Raw genomic sequence first — 16,381 nt, forward strand, 5'->3', positions numbered from 1 at the left:
CGTGACCTACATGGATGTAGGATCGCGCCCGACCCGAAGCCGGAAGGAATAAGCTGAGGGTATCGCGTAGCGACGATTTTCTTGCCGGGAGCCCGGGTAGCCAGGGCGGTGGCGATTGAGCCGCCCTGGCACGTTCACGTGTGACGCGACTGACAGAGAAGCACAACACTTAAAGTGAACGGAACCACCACCGGAGCCGCATGCTCCCCCTCACCCCAACCCTCTCCCTGAATGGAGAGGGGGCCGACCGTGCCAATTTTTTGTGGGGATCCCTCAGCCCTGTGGGAGAGGGACAGTTCCGTGCGCGTTAAATCGATGTCCGTCCAAACGCGCCCTGCCAGTCCTGCTCGAACTTCGCAATCGCAGCATCGACCGCCGGAGAGGTAATCAGCTGCTGCGCCACGTCCAGCGGCAGGGTGATAGATTCACAGCCTGCCAGCAGGCAATCCAGCGCCTGACGCGGGGTTTTAAAGCTCGCCGCCAGCACTTTTGAATTCGGTACATGAAGCGTCAGCAGCTGCTGTAATTCGGCAACGGTCTGGATCCCGTCCCCGCCCTGCGCATCCACGCGGTTAACGTACGGAGCAACATATTCCGCCCCGGCCAACGCCGCCATCATTCCCTGCGCCGCGCTGTATACCGCCGTACCCAGAGTCGGAACCCCTTGTGCTTTCAGCATCTTGATCGCCGCCAGCCCTTCTGCCGTGACCGGCACTTTCACCACCAGATCGGCCAAGATGGCGCGCAGCTTAAGCGCGTCTTCTACCATGCCTTCAGCGGTGGTTGCCATCACCTGCGCAAACAGACGGCCCTGACCGCCCATCGCCTCCTGCAGCTGAGGCAGTAACACCTCCAGCGGCGTTTTACCGGCGGCGACAATGCTTGGGTTAGTCGTGACACCTGCCAGCGGAAATACGCGGGCCAGTCGTTTAACAGCAGCTACGTCAGATGTGTCGAGATACAGTTCCATGATGTGGTCCTCAAAAATGAATCTGCAGTAACCCTATCACGAGAAAACCTGCCTCAGAGTTGATGCACGTCAAGATAACTTTCATTCGAAAGTAATTTAATCTTCATACGCAACAAGAGGCGATATTATGATCTTCAACATTCAGCGCTATTCTACCCATGACGGCCCGGGTATCCGCACCGTGGTATTTATGAAAGGCTGCTCGCTGAGCTGCCGCTGGTGTCAGAACCCGGAGAGCCGCGACCGCGCCCGGGAGGTGCTGTTTGATGCTCGCCTGTGTCTGGAAGGATGCAACCTCTGCCAGCAGACGGCACCGGGGGTTATCCACCGCGCGCTGAATGGCCTGGTTATCCACCGGGAAAAACTCGACGCCCCGCTGCTCGACGCCCTCACCGACTGCTGCCCGACGCAGGCGCTGACCGTCTGCGGTGAGGAGCAGCAGGTGGCGGATATTATGGCCACCGTCCTGCGCGATAAGCCGTTTTACGATCGCAGCGGCGGGGGAATCACCCTCTCCGGCGGTGAGCCGTTTATGAACCCGGAGCTGGCCCGCGCGCTGTTTGAAAGTAGCCATGCGCAGGGGATCCACACCGCAGTAGAAACCTGCCTGCATGTGCCGTGGCACTATATCGAACCTTCATTACCGTTCATCGATCTGTTTCTGGCGGACCTGAAGCACGTCGATGCCGAGGTCTTCAAACAGTGGACCGACGGCTCCGCGAAACGGGTGCTGGACAACCTCAAGCGCCTGGCCGCCGCCGGAAAACAGCTCACCATCCGCGTGCCGCTGATCCAGGGCTTTAACGCCGATGAAGCCTCGATTACCGCGATTACTAATTTTGCCGCCGATGAACTCAACGTCCACGACATCCATTTTCTGCCGTACCACACGCTTGGCATGAACAAATATCACCTGCTCGGCCAACCTTACTCTGCCCCTGATAAACCGCTCGATAACCCTGCCTTACTGGATTTTGCCCGGCACTATGCCGCCCAGAAAGGGTTAACCGCGACCTTACGAGGATAATGTTATGACACAGCTGAATCTTACTACCCTGAGCGAACGCATTAAGGCGCACAAATCGGCCCTGATCCACATTGTTAAGCCGCCGGTCTGTACCGAACGCGCCCAGCACTACACCGAAATGTACCAGCAGCATATGGATAAGCCGATCCCGGTGCGTCGCGCGCTGGCGCTGGCCCATCATCTGGCGCAACGCACCATCTGGATCAAACATGACGAGCTGATTATCGGTAACCAGGCAAGCGAGGTACGCGCCGCGCCGATCTTCCCGGAATATACCGTCTCGTGGATTGAAAAAGAGATCGACGACCTGGCGGATCGTCCGGGCGCGGGCTTTGCGGTCAGCGAAGAGAATAAGCGCGTGCTGCACACGCTCTGCCCATGGTGGCGTGGTCAGACGGTGCAGGATCGCTGCTACGGCATGTTCACCGACGAGCAGAAAGGCCTGCTGGAAACCGGCATTATCAAAGCCGAAGGCAACATGACCTCCGGCGACGCGCACCTGGCGGTGAACTTCCCGCTGATGCTGGAAAAAGGGCTCGACGGTATGCGCCACAAAGTCGATGAGCGCCGCACCCGCATTAACCTCACCTGCCTTGAGGATCTGCATGGCGACCAGTTCCTGAAAGCGGTAGATATCGTGCTGGAAGCGGTAAGCCTGCATATCGAACGTTTTGCCGATCTGGCCCGCGAGATGGCGAAAACCGAAACCCGCGAAAGCCGCCGCGACGAGCTGCTGGCGATGGCAGAAAACTGCGACGTGATCGCCCACGAACCGCCAAAAACCTTCTGGCAGGCGCTGCAGCTGTGCTACTTCATTCAGCTGATCCTGCAGATTGAATCTAACGGCCACTCGGTGTCGTTTGCCCGTATGGACCAGTATCTCTACCCGTACTACCGCCGCGACGTGGAGCTGAACCAGTCCCTGGATCGCGAGCACGCTATCGAGCTGCTGCACAGCTGCTGGCTGAAGCTGCTGGAAGTGAACAAGATCCGCTCCGGCTCGCACTCCAAGGCTTCTGCCGGGAGCCCGCTGTATCAGAACGTCACCATCGGCGGCCAGATGCTGGTGAATGATGTGCCGATGGATGCAGTGAACCCGCTCTCCTACGCGATTCTGGAATCCTGTGGTCGCCTGCGCTCCACCCAGCCAAACCTGAGCGTGCGCTACCATGCAGGCATGAGCAATGACTTCCTCGACGCTTGCGTGCAGGTGATCCGCTGCGGCTTCGGGATGCCGGCGTTTAACAACGATGAGATTGTGATTTCAGAGTTCATCAAGCTCGGCGTCGAAAAAGCTGATGCCTATGATTACGCGGCGATTGGTTGCATCGAAACCGCCGTCGGCGGCAAGTGGGGCTACCGCTGCACCGGGATGAGCTTTATCAACTTCGCCCGCGTGATGCTGGCGGCGATGGAAGGCGGCCGCGATGCCACCAGCGGGAATGTGTTCCTCCCGCAGGTGAAAGCCCTTTCGGCAGGCAACTTCAACAACTTCGACGAGGTGATGGCCGCCTGGGATCGTCAGATTAAATACTACACCCGTAAATCCATCGAAATTGAGTACGTGGTGGACACCATGCTGGAAGAGAACGTCCACGACATTCTATGTTCGGCGCTGGTGGACGACTGCATCGAGCGCGCAAAAAGCATCAAACAGGGCGGCGCGAAGTATGACTGGGTGTCCGGCCTGCAGGTGGGTATTGCCAACCTCGGCAACAGCCTGGCGGCGGTGCGCAAGCTGGTGTTCGAACAGGGCGTGATCGGTCAGCAGCAGCTGGCCGCTGCACTGGCGGATGACTACGAAGGACTGACCCACGAACAGCTGCGTCAGCGTCTGATTAACGGCGCACCGAAGTACGGCAACGACGATGACAGCGTGGATCTGCTGCTGGCCAGGGCGTATCAGACCTACATCGAGGAGCTGAAGCAGTACCATAATCCGCGCTATGGCCGTGGCCCGATTGGCGGCAATTACTATGCGGGTACGTCGTCTATCTCGGCTAACGTGCCGTTTGGTGCCGCAACCATGGCGACGCCGGATGGACGTAAAGCGCACACCCCGCTGGCGGAAGGGGCCAGCCCGGCTTCCGGTACCGACCATCTGGGCCCGACCGCGGTGATTGGCTCTGTCGGGAAACTGCCGACTGAAGCGATCCTCGGCGGCGTGCTGCTGAACCAGAAGCTCAACCCGGCGACGCTGGATAACGATTCGGACCGCCAGAAGCTGATGGTGCTGCTGCGCACCTTCTTCGAGGAGCACAAAGGCTGGCATATCCAGTACAACATTGTCTCCCGCGAGACGCTGCTGGAAGCGAAGCAACACCCGGACCAGTATCGTGATTTGGTGGTGCGCGTCGCAGGTTATTCGGCATTCTTCACCGCCCTGTCGCCGGATGCGCAGGACGATATCATCGCCCGTACTGAACATACGCTGTAGTTTGATCCCCTTTCCCACAGGGAGAGGGAGAAAACCCATAAAACGGCAACCCTGTTGCCGTTTTGCTTTTACCTCGGCTGCCCGGCTTTTTTGACTTTCATTCGAAATTAAATTTGTGCTCCCCATCACCTTGTTATTAGAATGTTTCAAACGCAGTGATTCAGGAGCGCAATGTATGACCGTTAAAGTTATCGTCACAGATATGGACGGAACTTTTCTTGATGACGCCAAGCAGTACGATCGTGACCGCTTTCAGGCGCAATTCCAGCAACTTCAGGCACGTAATATTGAGTTCGTTGTCGCCAGCGGCAACCAGTATTACCAGCTGATCTCGTTCTTCCCGGAACTCAAATCGCAGATCTCGTTCGTTGCGGAAAATGGCGCGCTGGTGTTCGATCACGGCGAGCAGATTTTCCACGGCGAACTGACTCAGCATGAATCGCAGGTGGTGTTCGGCGAACTGCTGAAAGATAAGTCCCTGAACTTCGTCGCCTGCGGGCTGCAGAGCGCATACATCAGCGATAAGGCACCAGAGGCGTTTGTCGCGCTGATGTCAAAGCACTACCACCGCTTACAGCGCGTCAGCGACTACCGCGAGATCGACGATGTGCTGTTTAAATTCTCGTTGAACCTGCCCGACAGCGACATCCCAAACCTGGTCGATGCGCTGCATGTCTCCCTCGACGGGATCATGAAGCCGGTCACCAGCGGGTTCGGCTTTGTCGATCTGATTATCCCCGGTCTGCACAAAGCCAACGGCATCAGCCGCCTGCTGAAGCGCTGGAAAGTCTCCCCGCAAGAGTGCGTGGCGATTGGTGACAGCGGCAACGACGCCGAAATGCTGAAGTTTGTGAACTATTCGTTCGCGATGGGCAATGCGGGCGAGAGCATAAAAGCCCTCTCCCGCTTCCAGACCGACGACAACAACCAGCAGGGCGCGCTGAATGTGATTCAGGCCGTCCTCGATAACACCCCACCGTTCAGCCTCTGATCGTCTCGCCGGAGATCCCTCCGGCGCATTTCCCCTTTCTTTTCTCAGCCTGTGCACTTCATCAAGTTTTTTAACTTGCATTAACTTATTCTTAACCTAAAGTATCACTTGTAATCACTTTTACTTTCGAATGAAAGATAGCGAGGCTGTTATGTCCTTAACGTTTACCAGTGAAACCTTGCCTGCCGATCACAAAGCGGCGATCCGCCAGATGAAGCGCGAACTGCGGGCGCAGATTGGCGACGTGCAGGCGGTGTTTGATCGCCTGAGCGACAAGATTGCCAGCCGGGTGGCAGAGATTAACGCCCTGAAAAGCAAAGGTGACGCCGTCTGGCCGGTGATCCCGTTTGCCGACGTGCAGAGCGGTAACATCAGCCCGGCGCAGCGCGAGGCCGTCAAACGCCGCGGCTGCGCGGTGATCAAAGGTCATTTCCCGCGTGAGCAAGCGCTGGCGTGGGATAACGCCATGCTCGACTATCTGGATCTCAACCGTTTCGACGATGTCTACAAAGGACCAGGGGATAACTTCTTCGGCACCCTGACCGCCTCCCGCCCGGAGATCTACCCGATCTACTGGTCACATGCGCAGATGGAAGCCCGCCAGAGCGAAGAGATGGCCCAGGTGCAGTCGTTCCTGAACCGTTTATGGACCTTTGAGAGCAACGGCAAGCAGTGGTTTAACCCGGACGTCAGCGTGATTTACCCGGACCGCATTCGCCGCCGTCCGCCGGGAACCACCTCCAAAGGACTTGGGGCGCATACCGATTCCGGGGCGCTGGAGCGCTGGCTGCTCCCGGCCTATCAGCAGGTCTTCGCCCGGGTCTTCGATGGCAATATCGATCAATACGATCCATGGAACGCCGCGCACCGTACCGACGTGGAAGAGTACACCGTGGATAACACCACCAAATGCTCGGTGTTCCGCACCTTCCAGGGCTGGACAGCGCTGTCGGACATGATCCCGGATCAGGGCCTGCTGCACGTGGTGCCGATCCCGGAAGCGATGGCCTATATTCTGCTGCGTCCACTGCTGGATGATGTGCCGGAAGATGAGCTGTGCGGCGTGGCGCCAGGCCGCGTGCTGCCGATTTCCGCGCAGTGGCACCCGCTGCTGATTGAAGCCTTAACCTCTATTCCGGCGCTGGAAGCGGGTGATTCCGTGTGGTGGCACTGCGATGTGATCCATTCGGTTGCGCCGGTGGATGACCAGCAGGGCTGGGGCAACGTGATGTACATTCCGGCGGCCCCGATGTGCGAAAAAAACCTCGCCTACGCGAAGAAAGTCAAAGCGGCGCTGGAGACCGGCGCATCGCCGGGCGACTTCCCGCGTGAAGACTATGAAGCACAATGGCAGTCACGCTTCACGGTTGAGGATTTGAATATCCACGGCAAACGCGCCCTCGGCATGGCTTAATCATCGTACAGCCCTTCACGATCAACGGCGGTGCGTCTTTTCCCCTGACGTATCCGCCGTACCGACTCCCGCACCGCCAGCGTGCCGTTGAGCAGTAATGTCCCGACCGGCGCTTCCGGGCGCAAAAACCGCTGCTGGAGCATATGCACCGCTTCGGCGCCCAGTTCATCCCGCGGAACATGGACTGCCGTTAACGGCACATCCTGGATCGCCGCCAGATTAAAACCGTCAATACTCATCACCGACACATCCTGCGGAACCCGCAAACCCTGCTTTTGTAACGCGCTGATCGTCCCTGCAGCCATAAAATCGCCCCCCACCAGAAAGGCGGTCGGCAGATTTTTCGCCGGGGTTTGGCTGAGCCATTCGCTGACCCGTTGCTCGGTTTCTTTGGCACTGAAGCTCGGCACCACCAGCAGATCGCGTTTATCGTGGAACCGGAGATTGCGCGACTGCCACGCGTCCCGGATGCCCGCCAGACGCAGCTCCATGGTGTAACGGCGCAGACAGAGCACATTGACCACTTCACGATGCCCCATTTCAAACAGGTATTCTGCTGCCAGCTCGCCGATAGCACGGTGATCGGGTGCCACCGCCGGCAGACGCATCCGCCGATCCCGACAGTTAATCAGCATGCAGGGTTTACCCACATCCACCGCCAGATCGTGAATATGCGGATCGTCTATCCCCAGCAAGATCGCCGCCTGGGTGTCAGCCTCGTTCATGCGCGCCAGAAACAGCTGGGCATCGCCGTCATTCTCTTCCAGCGCGCAGTAACGCAGCCTGACTTCATGCGATGCCAGCGCTTTACTCACGCTCTGGATCACCCGGTAATAAAAGATGTCGGACCGCTCGTCAAACGCCCGCTGCGGGGCGAAGACCATCAGGCTATTCAGCAGCAAACGCCCGGCCGCCATCCCGTCCATCACCCCCAGCTCGCGCGCACATTCCAGCACTCTTTTGCGCGCTTTTTCGCTGGTGTTAGCCTTCCCTGCCAGCACCCTCGAAACGGTGCTGATGGAGAGCTGGGTACGGGCGGCGATTTCGGCGATTTTTAGCCTTTTTTCCATTTTGTGATCTTCCCCCGAATGTTAAATGAATAAATTTTCACAACGCGTAAACCGCTCAATAACGCATTTAATTATCATACTTACCGTGCATTAAGAACAGATATGAAAAAATTTGCACAAAACTCACTATTTCTCGTTCTCGTTCTGTCTTAAGTTCAATTTGTCACACCACTCCCATACTAGTTGTATAGCAACAACACTTAAAACTGATAAGCGGTGTGACACCTCAACCTACATACCCTGCAGTCCGTCTTGTGGAGACCGAAGAATGAGTCAGGACATCAATCACACCGTCGCGGTCGGCAAAACCCGCCGCGTCATTAAAAATCTGCGCTGGTATGTTCTGGTGCTGTTTTTGCTGGGCGTTACCGTTAACTACATCACCCGTAACTCCTTAGGCATCCTCGCCCCCGAGCTGAAAGAGAGTATGGGGATCACCACCGAACAATACTCATGGATTGTCGGTGCCTTCCAGATTGCCTATACCCTTTTCCAACCGCTGTGCGGGTGGCTGATCGATGTGATTGGCCTGAAAATTGGCTTTATGGTCTGTGCCGGTATCTGGGCACTGATGTGTATTCTTCACGCCGGGGCAGGCAGTTGGCTGCATCTGGCGATCCTGCGCTTCTTTATGGGGGCGTCGGAAGCGGCCGCCACCCCCGCTAACGCCAAAACCATTGGTGAATGGTTCCCGAAATCAGAACGTCCGATCGCCGCAGGCTGGGCGGGCGTGGGCTTCTCGGTTGGGGCGATGCTGGCACCGCCGATTATTTACTTTGCCCATGCTTCCTTCGGCTGGCAGGGTGCGTTTATGTTTACCGGCGTACTGGCCCTGCTGTGGGTGATTTTGTGGTGGGCGTTCTACCATAATCCGGAACAACACCCGAACCTGGGCAAGGACGAACTGGCCTTCATCCAGCAGGATAACGAGCCGCCTGCGGTAAAACTGCCTTTCCTGACTGCGCTAAAAACCGTCTCGAAAAACAAACGCTTTTACGGTATCGCCATCCCGGCCTTTATGGCCGAGCCGGCCTGGGCCGTGCTGAGCTTCTGGGTACCGCTGTATCTTGCCAAAGAACACGGCATGGACCTGAAACAGATTGCGATGTTTGCCTGGCTGCCGTTCCTGGCCGCCGATCTTGGCAGCGTCGCCAGCGGTTATCTCACCCGTCTTTACACCCGCCTGTTCGGCTGCTCCCGCGTGAACTCGGTGGTCGCCAGCTCCGTCACCGGCGCATTTTTGATGATCTCGCTGGCAACGGTGGCCATTACCCGCGACCCGTATATCACCATTGCGCTGATCTCCATCGGTGGGTTCGGCCACCAGATTATCTCCTGCATGCTCAGTGCGCTGGTCGTCGAGTCGTTTGATAAAGGTCAGATGGCGACCGTCAACGGGATGCGCGGCTCGGCGGCGTGGATCGCCAGCTTCCTGTTCTCTCTGTTAATTGGTGTGACCGCCGACAAAATCGGCTTCAACCCGCTCTTTATTGCCATGGGTTTCTTTGACCTGATTGGCGCTGTTTTCCTGGTGGCATTTATTGCTGAACGTCGCGCCAAGCGCGCCTGATAGTGGATGTGATACGTATGAAGACCCTTAAAAACTGGACCCTGGATAAGCAGTCAGCGAACCATCTGGAACTGCTGGTCGATAATCAGCACCGCCTGTGCCTGTATGTGCTGGAAGAGAATCTGTTCCGCGTGCTGATTAAGCGCAAAGGCGAGCTGGCGCTGGATAAAACCTGGAGCATTGCTCCGCAAAAAGATGTGCCGTGGGAAGGCCGTTCTCGTGAAGATCTTAGCGGCTTTACCTGCCCCTCCTGGACGTTGACCCACACGGACGAGGGCCTGACCGTCGCCACTGAGCACCTGCGCGTGACCGTCCACCAGCCCCTGTGGCTGGAGTGGCAGTATCGCAAGGAGGCCGGTGAGTGGCAGGCGCTGGTTAACGACCGCCCCACCAGCGCCTATCTGCTGAATGCCCACGGCGACGGCGTCGCACACTACCTGAGCCGTCGTAAAGACGAACGCTTTTACGGCCTGGGCGAGAAAGCGGGTAATTTGCAGCGTAACGGCAAGCGCTTTGAGATGCGCAACCTGGATGCGATGGGTTACAACGCGGTCAGCACCGACCCGCTGTACAAGCATATTCCGTTCACCATCGCCCGCCGCGATGACGTGAGCTACGGCCTGTTTTATGACAACCTCAGCAGCTGCTGGCTGGATCTGGGCAACGAGATCGACAACTATCACACCGCCTACCGCCGCTGGCAGGCCGAAGCGGGCGATATCGATTACTACATTTTTACCGGCAAACGCGTGCTGGATGTGACCAAGGCGTTTGTTCGCCTGACCGGCAAAACGCTGTTCGGGCCAAAATGGAGTCTCGGTTACAGCGGCTCGACCATGCACTACACCGACGCGCCGGATGCGCAAAACCAGCTGATGAACTTTATCCGCCTGAGTGAAGAGCATGCCATTCCATGTGATTCGTTTCAGCTGTCGTCGGGCTATACCTCTATTAACGGTAAGCGCTACGTCTTTAACTGGAATTATGACAAGGTGCCGCAGCCGAAGGTGATGAGCCAGGCGTTTCACGATGCCGGGTTGAAGCTGGCCGCTAACATCAAGCCGTGCCTGCTGCAGGATCATCCGCGCTACAACGAAGTGGCGGAAAAAGGACTGTTCATTCGCGACTCTGAAACCGACGCGCCCGAGCATTCAAGCTTCTGGGATGACGAAGGTTCGCACCTCGACTTTACGAATCCAGGCACGGTCCAGTGGTGGCAGAACGGCGTCACCACCCAGTTGCTGGAGATGGGGATCGACTCCACCTGGAACGATAACAACGAGTTTGAAGTGTGGGATGGCGAAGCCCGCTGCCATGGGTTTGGGCAGGAAATTGCCATCAAACATATTCGCCCGGTGATGCCGCTGCTGATGATGCGCGCCTCGATGGAAGCGCAGCAGCGTTTTGCACCGGATAAACGCCCCTACCTGATCTCCCGTTCCGGCTGCGCCGGTATGCAGCGCTACGTGCAGACCTGGAGCGGTGATAACCGCACCAACTGGGACACCCTGCGCTATAACACCCGCATGGGACTGGGTATGAGCCTGTCCGGACTGTTTAACGTAGGCCACGATGTTGGCGGCTTCTCCGGCGATAAACCGGACGCGGAACTGTTCGTGCGCTGGGTGCAAAATGGCGTCATGCATCCGCGCTTTACCATCCACTCGTGGAATGACGATCGTACGGTGAACGAGCCGTGGATGTATCCGGGCGTGACGCCTGCCATTCGTGGCGCAATTGAGCTGCGCTACCGCCTGCTGCCGTATCTGTATACCCTGCTCTGGCAGGCTCACGCCGACGATGAACCGATGCTGCGCCCGACCTTCCTCGATCACGAGCATGACGAGCAGACATTCGAAGAGTGCGATGATTTCCTGCTGGGCCGCGATCTGTTAGTCGCCAGCGTCGTCGAGGCCGCCCAGCGCGAACGTCGTATCTGGCTGCCGGACAATGAAACCGGCTGGTACGATTTCTATACTCACGAATGGTTCTCCGGCGGTCAGTGGATCGTTCGCGACGCACCGCTGGAAAAACTGCCGTTAATGGTTCGCGCCGGTGCCGGTCTGCCGCTCAGCGAACGTATCACTCATGTGAGCGCCGAGAAAGACAACACCCGCGAACTGCAATTGTTCCCGGTGAAAGGCGTGGGGACAACCTCTGGTCTGCTGTTTGAAGATGATGGCGAAAGCTGGGGCTACCAGAAAGGCAATGCGCTGTGGCTGGAATGGGAAATGGTGTGCGATGGCGCAACCATCAATCTGAACGTGGCCTCTCGCGGGGATTATCGCCCGGCCTGGAAAGCGCTTAAGGTGTCGTTACCTGCGGGGGAAAAACGCCAGCTGCGGGTGAACGGCGTTGAAGGGCGTGAGTGGGTGGTGTAACCGCCCCTCACCCCGACCCTCTCCCCATAGGGGTGAGGGTGAAAAACGCACCGAGCGGTCCCCTCTCCCCTATGGGAAGAGGGGTTTATTTTAGTTATCAATGCCTTTGCTACGCAGATAATCTTCGTAGTTACCGGTGAAGTCCACTACGCGCTCCGGCGTAATTTCAATCACGCGGGTCGCCAGCGAGCTGACAAACTCACGGTCGTGGGAAACGAAGATCAGGGTGCCCTGATACATTTCCAGCGCCATGTTCAGCGATTCGATCGATTCCATATCCAGGTGGTTGGTCGGTTCGTCCATCACCAGGATATTCGGTTTCTGCATCATCAGCTTGCCGAACAGCATGCGTCCTTTCTCACCACCGGAGAGCACTTTCGCCGGCTTTTTAATATCGTCCTGGCTGAACAGCAGGCGACCCAGGAAGCTGCGCACCACCTGCTCGTCATCACCTTCGGATTTCCACTGGCTCATCCAGTCGAAAACCGTCAGATCGTTATCGAAATCGTCAGCGTGATCCTGCGCATAGTAACCAATCTGCGCGTTCTCGGACCATTTCACGGTGCCGTTATCCGGCGCCAGTTCACCGACCAGCGTTTTCAGCATGGTGGTTTTACCCACGCCGTTAGCACCGAGGATGGCAATCTTCTCGCCCACTTCCAGCAGCAGATTGAATTTTTTGAACAGCGGACCGTTGTCGAAACCTTTCGCCAGATCTTCGACGGTCAGTGCATTACGGAACAGCTTCTTGTCCTGCTCAAAGCGGATGAACGGGTTCTGACGGCTGGAGGCTTTAACTTCGTCGAGCTTGATCTTGTCGATCTGACGCGCACGAGAGGTTGCCTGACGCGATTTAGAGGCGTTGGCGCTAAAGCGGCTCACGAAGGATTGCAGGTCAGCAATCTGCGCTTTTTTCTTGGCGTTATCAGACAGCAGACGCTCACGCGCCTGGGTGGCTGCGGTCATGTATTCGTCGTAGTTACCGGCGTACACGCGCAGTTCGCCGTAGTCCAGATCGGCCATGTGAGTACAGACCATGTTCAGGAAGTGACGGTCGTGCGAAATGATGATCATGGTGCTGTCGCGATCGTTCAGCGTCTGCTCCAGCCAGCGAATGGTGTCGATGTCCAGGTTGTTCGTTGGTTCATCGAGCAGCAGGATGTCCGGATTAGAGAACAGCGCCTGCGCCAGCAGGACACGCAGCTTCCAGCCTGGCGCGACTTCGCTCATCAGACCGTAGTGTTGCTCAACGGGAATACCCACGCCCAGCAGCAGTTCGCCCGCGCGGGACTCTGCAGAATAGCCGTCCATTTCGCCGTACAGCACTTCAAGATCGGCTACTTTATAGCCATCTTCTTCGCTCATTTCAGCCAGGGCGTAGATGCGATCGCGCTCCTGCTTCACTTCCCACAGTTCACCGTGACCCATGATCACGGTATCGAGCACCGTGAACTCTTCAAAAGCAAACTGATCCTGACGCAGCTTACCGATGCGCTCGTTCGGATCGAGGGAAACGTTACCCAGCGACGGCTCTAAATCGTTGCCGAGGATCTTCATGAAGGTGGATTTTCCGCTACCGTTGGCACCAATCAGGCCGTAACGGTTGCCGCCGCCAAATTTGACGGAAATGTTTTCAAACAGCGGCTTACTGCCAAACTGCATAGTGATGTTGCTGGTAACTAACACGGGGAATTCCTGCAAGAAGTGTGATAAACCCGGCATTATGCCACAATTCAATAATGAGATCGCGTGTAACAACGTGGTGCTAAAGGTTATTAATATGGAAAAAAGTGTGATTTAGTACACATCCGAATTCCATGCTGCGGTGAATGCACATATAATGCGCGCCTAAACCGTTCATACCTTTAACTACATGCCGTAGTGGCACAGATACCTCGCACACCATGAATATGAAATTTACATCGCTTTTTGCAGTGGCGTTTGCCGTAGTAGGGTTTTGCAAGACCGCTTCTGCTGTCACCTATCCTCTGCCAACCGACGGTAGCCGTCTGGTGGGTCAGAACCAGGTCGTGACCATTGAGGAAGGCAACACTCAGCCGCTGGAGTATTTTGCCGCGGAATACCAGCTGGGCCTCTCCAACATTATGGAAGCTAACCCGGGCGTCGACCCGTACCTGCCGAAAGGCGGCACGGTGCTGAACATTCCTCAGCAGCTGATCCTGCCGGACACCGTCCATGAAGGCATCGTCATCAACAGCGCCGAAATGCGTCTGTACTACTACCCGAAAGGCACCAACACCGTCATCGTGCTGCCAATCGGTATTGGCCAGTTAGGCAAAGATACGCCGATGAACTGGACCACCAAAGTTGAGCGCAAAAAAGCGGGTCCAACCTGGACGCCAACCGCCAAAATGCACGCGGAATATATCGCCGCAGGCGAGCCGCTGCCAGCCGTCGTTCCGGCAGGCCCGGACAACCCTATGGGTCTGTACGCGCTGTATATCGGCCGTCTGTATGCGATTCACGGCACCAATGCTAACTTCGGTATCGGCCTGCGCGTAAGCCACGGCTGCGTGCGTCTGCGTAACGACGACATCAAATTCCTGTTCGAGAACGTGCCGGTCGGCACCCGCGTGCAGTTCATTAACGAGCCGGTAAAAGCCACGACCGAGCCGGATGGCAGCCGCTACCTCGAAGTACACAATCCGCTGTCCACCAGCGAAGATCAGATCAACAATAACGTTACCGTCCCGGTCACCCTGACCAGCAACGTGCAGGCCATCACCAGCCAGCAGGATGTGGACACCACCGTTGTGGATCAGGCGATTCAGAACCGTTCCGGTATGCCGGTTCGTCTGAACTAATCGCATTACAGGCATAAAAAAGCGGGCTACGATGCCCGCTTTTTTTTATCTTATGTCTGCAGAAGAAGGTGTAATCCGTACCCTATCAGCCCCGCCCAGAGCAGCATCGGCAGCGACCAGAGATGGAAACGCCACCAGATACGGCGATTGTTGGCCATCCTGAGTGCGATGAGATTGGCCAGCGATCCCGGCAGTAAACCAAAGCCCCCGACGTTCACCGCCCACGCCAACATCGCCGTGGGTGGCACATAGTTGAGCAACAAAATGGTGGCCGGAACGTTGCTGATAAACTGCGACAGGCCGATGGCCGTCAGCCACAGTCCCGGCTGCGAGAGCCCACCAACGCTGTGCAACATCCCCTGCAGGGCCGGAACCTGAATCAACAGGTGCACGTCGATAAACATCGCCATAAACACCAGCAGCAGCGTCCAGTCCACGCTAATCAGCACCCGTCGCGCCAGCAGTAAGAAACCGCCCGCCACCAGCAAGGCCCCCCACAGCTCCTGTTTTAGCTCCAGGGCTGCGACAAAGACAATATAGAGCGCCAGACAGCTCCAGATCAGGCGTGGCTTCCACTGCGGCGCGGAGGTGCCGCTATGGTAGTTCAGCGCTTTCGCCGGGAAGGCAAACCAGCACACCAGCCCGAGGGTTAACATCATGGCCAGCGCCAGCGGCGCCATCTGCCAGGTAAAGGCGGCAAACGACAGACCGGAGCGCCCCCACAGGAGGATGTTTTGCGGATTGCCAATCGGCGTCAGCAGCGACCCGGCGTTGACCGCCAGCGCTTCAAAGATAATCAGCCGGTTAACCGGGATTTCGCACAGCTTGCGCAGGGTAAGCGTCAGCGGAACTACGATAAACAGCGCCACGTCATTGGTGAGGAACGTCGACAGCAGCGCCGCGGAGAACACCATAAACAGCGACAGCCGCCGCTCGGTGGCAAAACGGCGCACCAGCTTGCGCCCTAATACATCAAAGAAGCCGCTCTGCTCGACCCCTTTGGTCAGCATCATCAGCCCGGAGAGGGTAATAATGGTGTGCCAGTCGATGGCGGCAGGCCAACGCTTTGGCGCGAAGGGAACCAGAAAGCTGAGCCCCACGCCGACAACCAGTAACAGATGAAAGAAACGATCGCGGGCCAGCGCCCGCAGGCCAGGAAGGGTCATTCAGCGGAAGATCCGTGTTTGAGGGTAAACGCATGAAACTGCTGCAGCGTCTCTTCGCTGACATGGTGCTCCATCCCCTCGGCGTCGCGGCGGGCGATATCCGGGCTGACGCCCAGCACCAGCAGGAAGTTTTCGACGATTTGATGACGTTCGCGGCTCGCCTGCGCCAGCTTCTCCCCTTCCGGGGTCAGAAACACCCCGCGCCACGGGATCAGTTCGATCAGACCTACCGTCGCCAGACGCTTGAGCATTTTTGCCACCGTCGGCTGGGAGACGCCAAGGCGTGCAGCCATATCCACCTGACGGGCCTCCCCCACCTCGCGGATCAGATCGGAAATCAGCTCAACGTAGTCGTCGATCAACTCCCGACGATGCGCCTCGCGGACCTGACGAAAGCCTTCGACATGCTCTTCAACATTGACCAGCTGCGTCATTTTTTTGGTTATGGGTTTACCTGCACGGCGGTTCATTGGTGCTTCCTCTTGCGGATGACGCATCCAGCAAATCAATATACGGGCGGCCATTGTAAA

The 16,381-nt window shown here is 57.3% G+C and carries 12 protein-coding genes; 7 read left to right on the forward strand and 5 right to left on the reverse strand.

The window, feature by feature from the left end:
* Nucleotides 1-307: 307 nt before the first annotated feature.
* Nucleotides 308-970, reverse strand: a complete 663-nt coding sequence (fsa, locus tag ACRDD5_RS07415; protein WP_438676355.1) for a fructose-6-phosphate aldolase — start codon at nucleotides 968-970, stop codon at nucleotides 308-310.
* A 127-nt stretch (nucleotides 971-1,097) separates the two neighbouring features.
* Between fsa and ACRDD5_RS07420 the strand changes: the two genes are divergently transcribed.
* The 4 genes from ACRDD5_RS07420 (at nucleotide 1,098) to ACRDD5_RS07435 (ending at nucleotide 6,839) form a co-directional block, all read left to right on the forward strand.
* Complete coding sequence (locus ACRDD5_RS07420; RefSeq protein ID WP_438676356.1) at nucleotides 1,098-1,997, forward strand: glycyl-radical enzyme activating protein; 900 nt, start codon at nucleotides 1,098-1,100, stop codon at nucleotides 1,995-1,997.
* A gap of 4 nt (nucleotides 1,998-2,001) precedes the next feature.
* Nucleotides 2,002-4,434 (forward strand): formate C-acetyltransferase/glycerol dehydratase family glycyl radical enzyme, encoded by a 2,433-nt coding sequence (locus ACRDD5_RS07425; RefSeq protein ID WP_438676357.1) that lies wholly within the window; start codon nucleotides 2,002-2,004, stop codon nucleotides 4,432-4,434.
* Between the two features lie 175 nt (nucleotides 4,435-4,609).
* Nucleotides 4,610-5,425, forward strand: a complete 816-nt coding sequence (locus ACRDD5_RS07430; RefSeq protein WP_438676358.1) for a Cof-type HAD-IIB family hydrolase — start codon at nucleotides 4,610-4,612, stop codon at nucleotides 5,423-5,425.
* Between the two features lie 151 nt (nucleotides 5,426-5,576).
* Nucleotides 5,577-6,839 (forward strand): DUF1479 domain-containing protein, encoded by a 1,263-nt coding sequence (locus ACRDD5_RS07435; RefSeq protein WP_271281602.1) that lies wholly within the window; start codon nucleotides 5,577-5,579, stop codon nucleotides 6,837-6,839.
* Here the strand turns inward: ACRDD5_RS07435 and ACRDD5_RS07440 are convergent.
* Nucleotides 6,836-7,909 carry a LacI family DNA-binding transcriptional regulator gene (locus tag ACRDD5_RS07440; RefSeq protein WP_438676359.1) on the reverse strand — a complete coding sequence of 358 codons (1,074 nt, stop codon included), beginning with the start codon at nucleotides 7,907-7,909 and terminating at the stop codon, nucleotides 6,836-6,838. The two genes, ACRDD5_RS07435 and ACRDD5_RS07440, sit on opposite strands and share 4 nt — an antisense overlap.
* A 268-nt stretch (nucleotides 7,910-8,177) precedes the next feature.
* On the opposite strand from ACRDD5_RS07440, the gene ACRDD5_RS07445 reads away from it, so the two are divergent.
* Together ACRDD5_RS07445 and ACRDD5_RS07450 are read left to right on the forward strand one after the other, a co-directional pair.
* On the forward strand, nucleotides 8,178-9,479 hold the full coding sequence (locus tag ACRDD5_RS07445; protein ID WP_271281600.1) for an MFS transporter: 1,302 nt from the start codon (nucleotides 8,178-8,180) through the stop codon (nucleotides 9,477-9,479).
* A gap of 17 nt (nucleotides 9,480-9,496) precedes the next feature.
* Complete coding sequence (locus tag ACRDD5_RS07450; RefSeq protein ID WP_438676360.1) at nucleotides 9,497-11,860, forward strand: TIM-barrel domain-containing protein; 2,364 nt, start codon at nucleotides 9,497-9,499, stop codon at nucleotides 11,858-11,860.
* A 90-nt stretch (nucleotides 11,861-11,950) separates the two neighbouring features.
* On the opposite strand, the gene ACRDD5_RS07455 is transcribed toward ACRDD5_RS07450, so the two are convergent.
* Nucleotides 11,951-13,546, reverse strand: coding sequence for an ABC-F family ATPase (locus ACRDD5_RS07455; protein ID WP_271281598.1), 1,596 nt, complete (start codon nucleotides 13,544-13,546; stop codon nucleotides 11,951-11,953).
* 218 nt (nucleotides 13,547-13,764) lie between these two features.
* On the opposite strand from ACRDD5_RS07455, the gene ldtB reads away from it, so the two are divergent.
* Nucleotides 13,765-14,685, forward strand: a complete 921-nt coding sequence (ldtB, locus tag ACRDD5_RS07460) for a L,D-transpeptidase (protein WP_271281597.1) — start codon at nucleotides 13,765-13,767, stop codon at nucleotides 14,683-14,685.
* A gap of 50 nt (nucleotides 14,686-14,735) precedes the next feature.
* Here the strand turns inward: ldtB and ACRDD5_RS07465 are convergent, their stop codons facing one another.
* Nucleotides 14,736-15,851 (reverse strand): anion transporter, encoded by a 1,116-nt coding sequence (locus ACRDD5_RS07465; RefSeq protein ID WP_438676361.1) that lies wholly within the window; start codon nucleotides 15,849-15,851, stop codon nucleotides 14,736-14,738.
* Nucleotides 15,848-16,321, reverse strand: coding sequence for a manganese-binding transcriptional regulator MntR (gene mntR, locus ACRDD5_RS07470; RefSeq protein ID WP_271281596.1), 474 nt, complete (start codon nucleotides 16,319-16,321; stop codon nucleotides 15,848-15,850). Before mntR ends, ACRDD5_RS07465 begins: the two co-directional genes overlap by 4 nt.
* Nucleotides 16,322-16,381: the final 60 nt, after the last annotated feature.

This window comes from Silvania sp. (assembly GCF_051656365.1).
Lineage (GTDB): Bacteria > Pseudomonadota > Gammaproteobacteria > Enterobacterales > Enterobacteriaceae > Enterobacter > Enterobacter hatchlandensis.

Excerpts from the sequence above, each read along its gene's own strand:
- fsa (WP_438676355.1), bottom strand. The coding sequence starts at position 970 with ATGGAACTGTATCTCGACACATCTGACGTAGCTGCTGTTAAACGACTG.
- ACRDD5_RS07420 (WP_438676356.1), top strand. The coding sequence starts at position 1,098 with ATGATCTTCAACATTCAGCGCTATTCTACCCATGACGGCCCGGGTATC.
- ACRDD5_RS07425 (WP_438676357.1), top strand. The coding sequence starts at position 2,002 with ATGACACAGCTGAATCTTACTACCCTGAGCGAACGCATTAAGGCGCAC.
- ACRDD5_RS07430 (WP_438676358.1), top strand. The coding sequence starts at position 4,610 with ATGACCGTTAAAGTTATCGTCACAGATATGGACGGAACTTTTCTTGAT.
- ACRDD5_RS07435 (WP_271281602.1), top strand. The coding sequence starts at position 5,577 with ATGTCCTTAACGTTTACCAGTGAAACCTTGCCTGCCGATCACAAAGCG.
- ACRDD5_RS07440 (WP_438676359.1), bottom strand. The coding sequence starts at position 7,909 with ATGGAAAAAAGGCTAAAAATCGCCGAAATCGCCGCCCGTACCCAGCTC.
- ACRDD5_RS07445 (WP_271281600.1), top strand. The coding sequence starts at position 8,178 with ATGAGTCAGGACATCAATCACACCGTCGCGGTCGGCAAAACCCGCCGC.
- ACRDD5_RS07450 (WP_438676360.1), top strand. The coding sequence starts at position 9,497 with ATGAAGACCCTTAAAAACTGGACCCTGGATAAGCAGTCAGCGAACCAT.
- ldtB (WP_271281597.1), top strand. The coding sequence starts at position 13,765 with ATGAATATGAAATTTACATCGCTTTTTGCAGTGGCGTTTGCCGTAGTA.
- ACRDD5_RS07465 (WP_438676361.1), bottom strand. The coding sequence starts at position 15,851 with ATGACCCTTCCTGGCCTGCGGGCGCTGGCCCGCGATCGTTTCTTTCAT.
- mntR (WP_271281596.1), bottom strand. The coding sequence starts at position 16,321 with ATGAACCGCCGTGCAGGTAAACCCATAACCAAAAAAATGACGCAGCTG.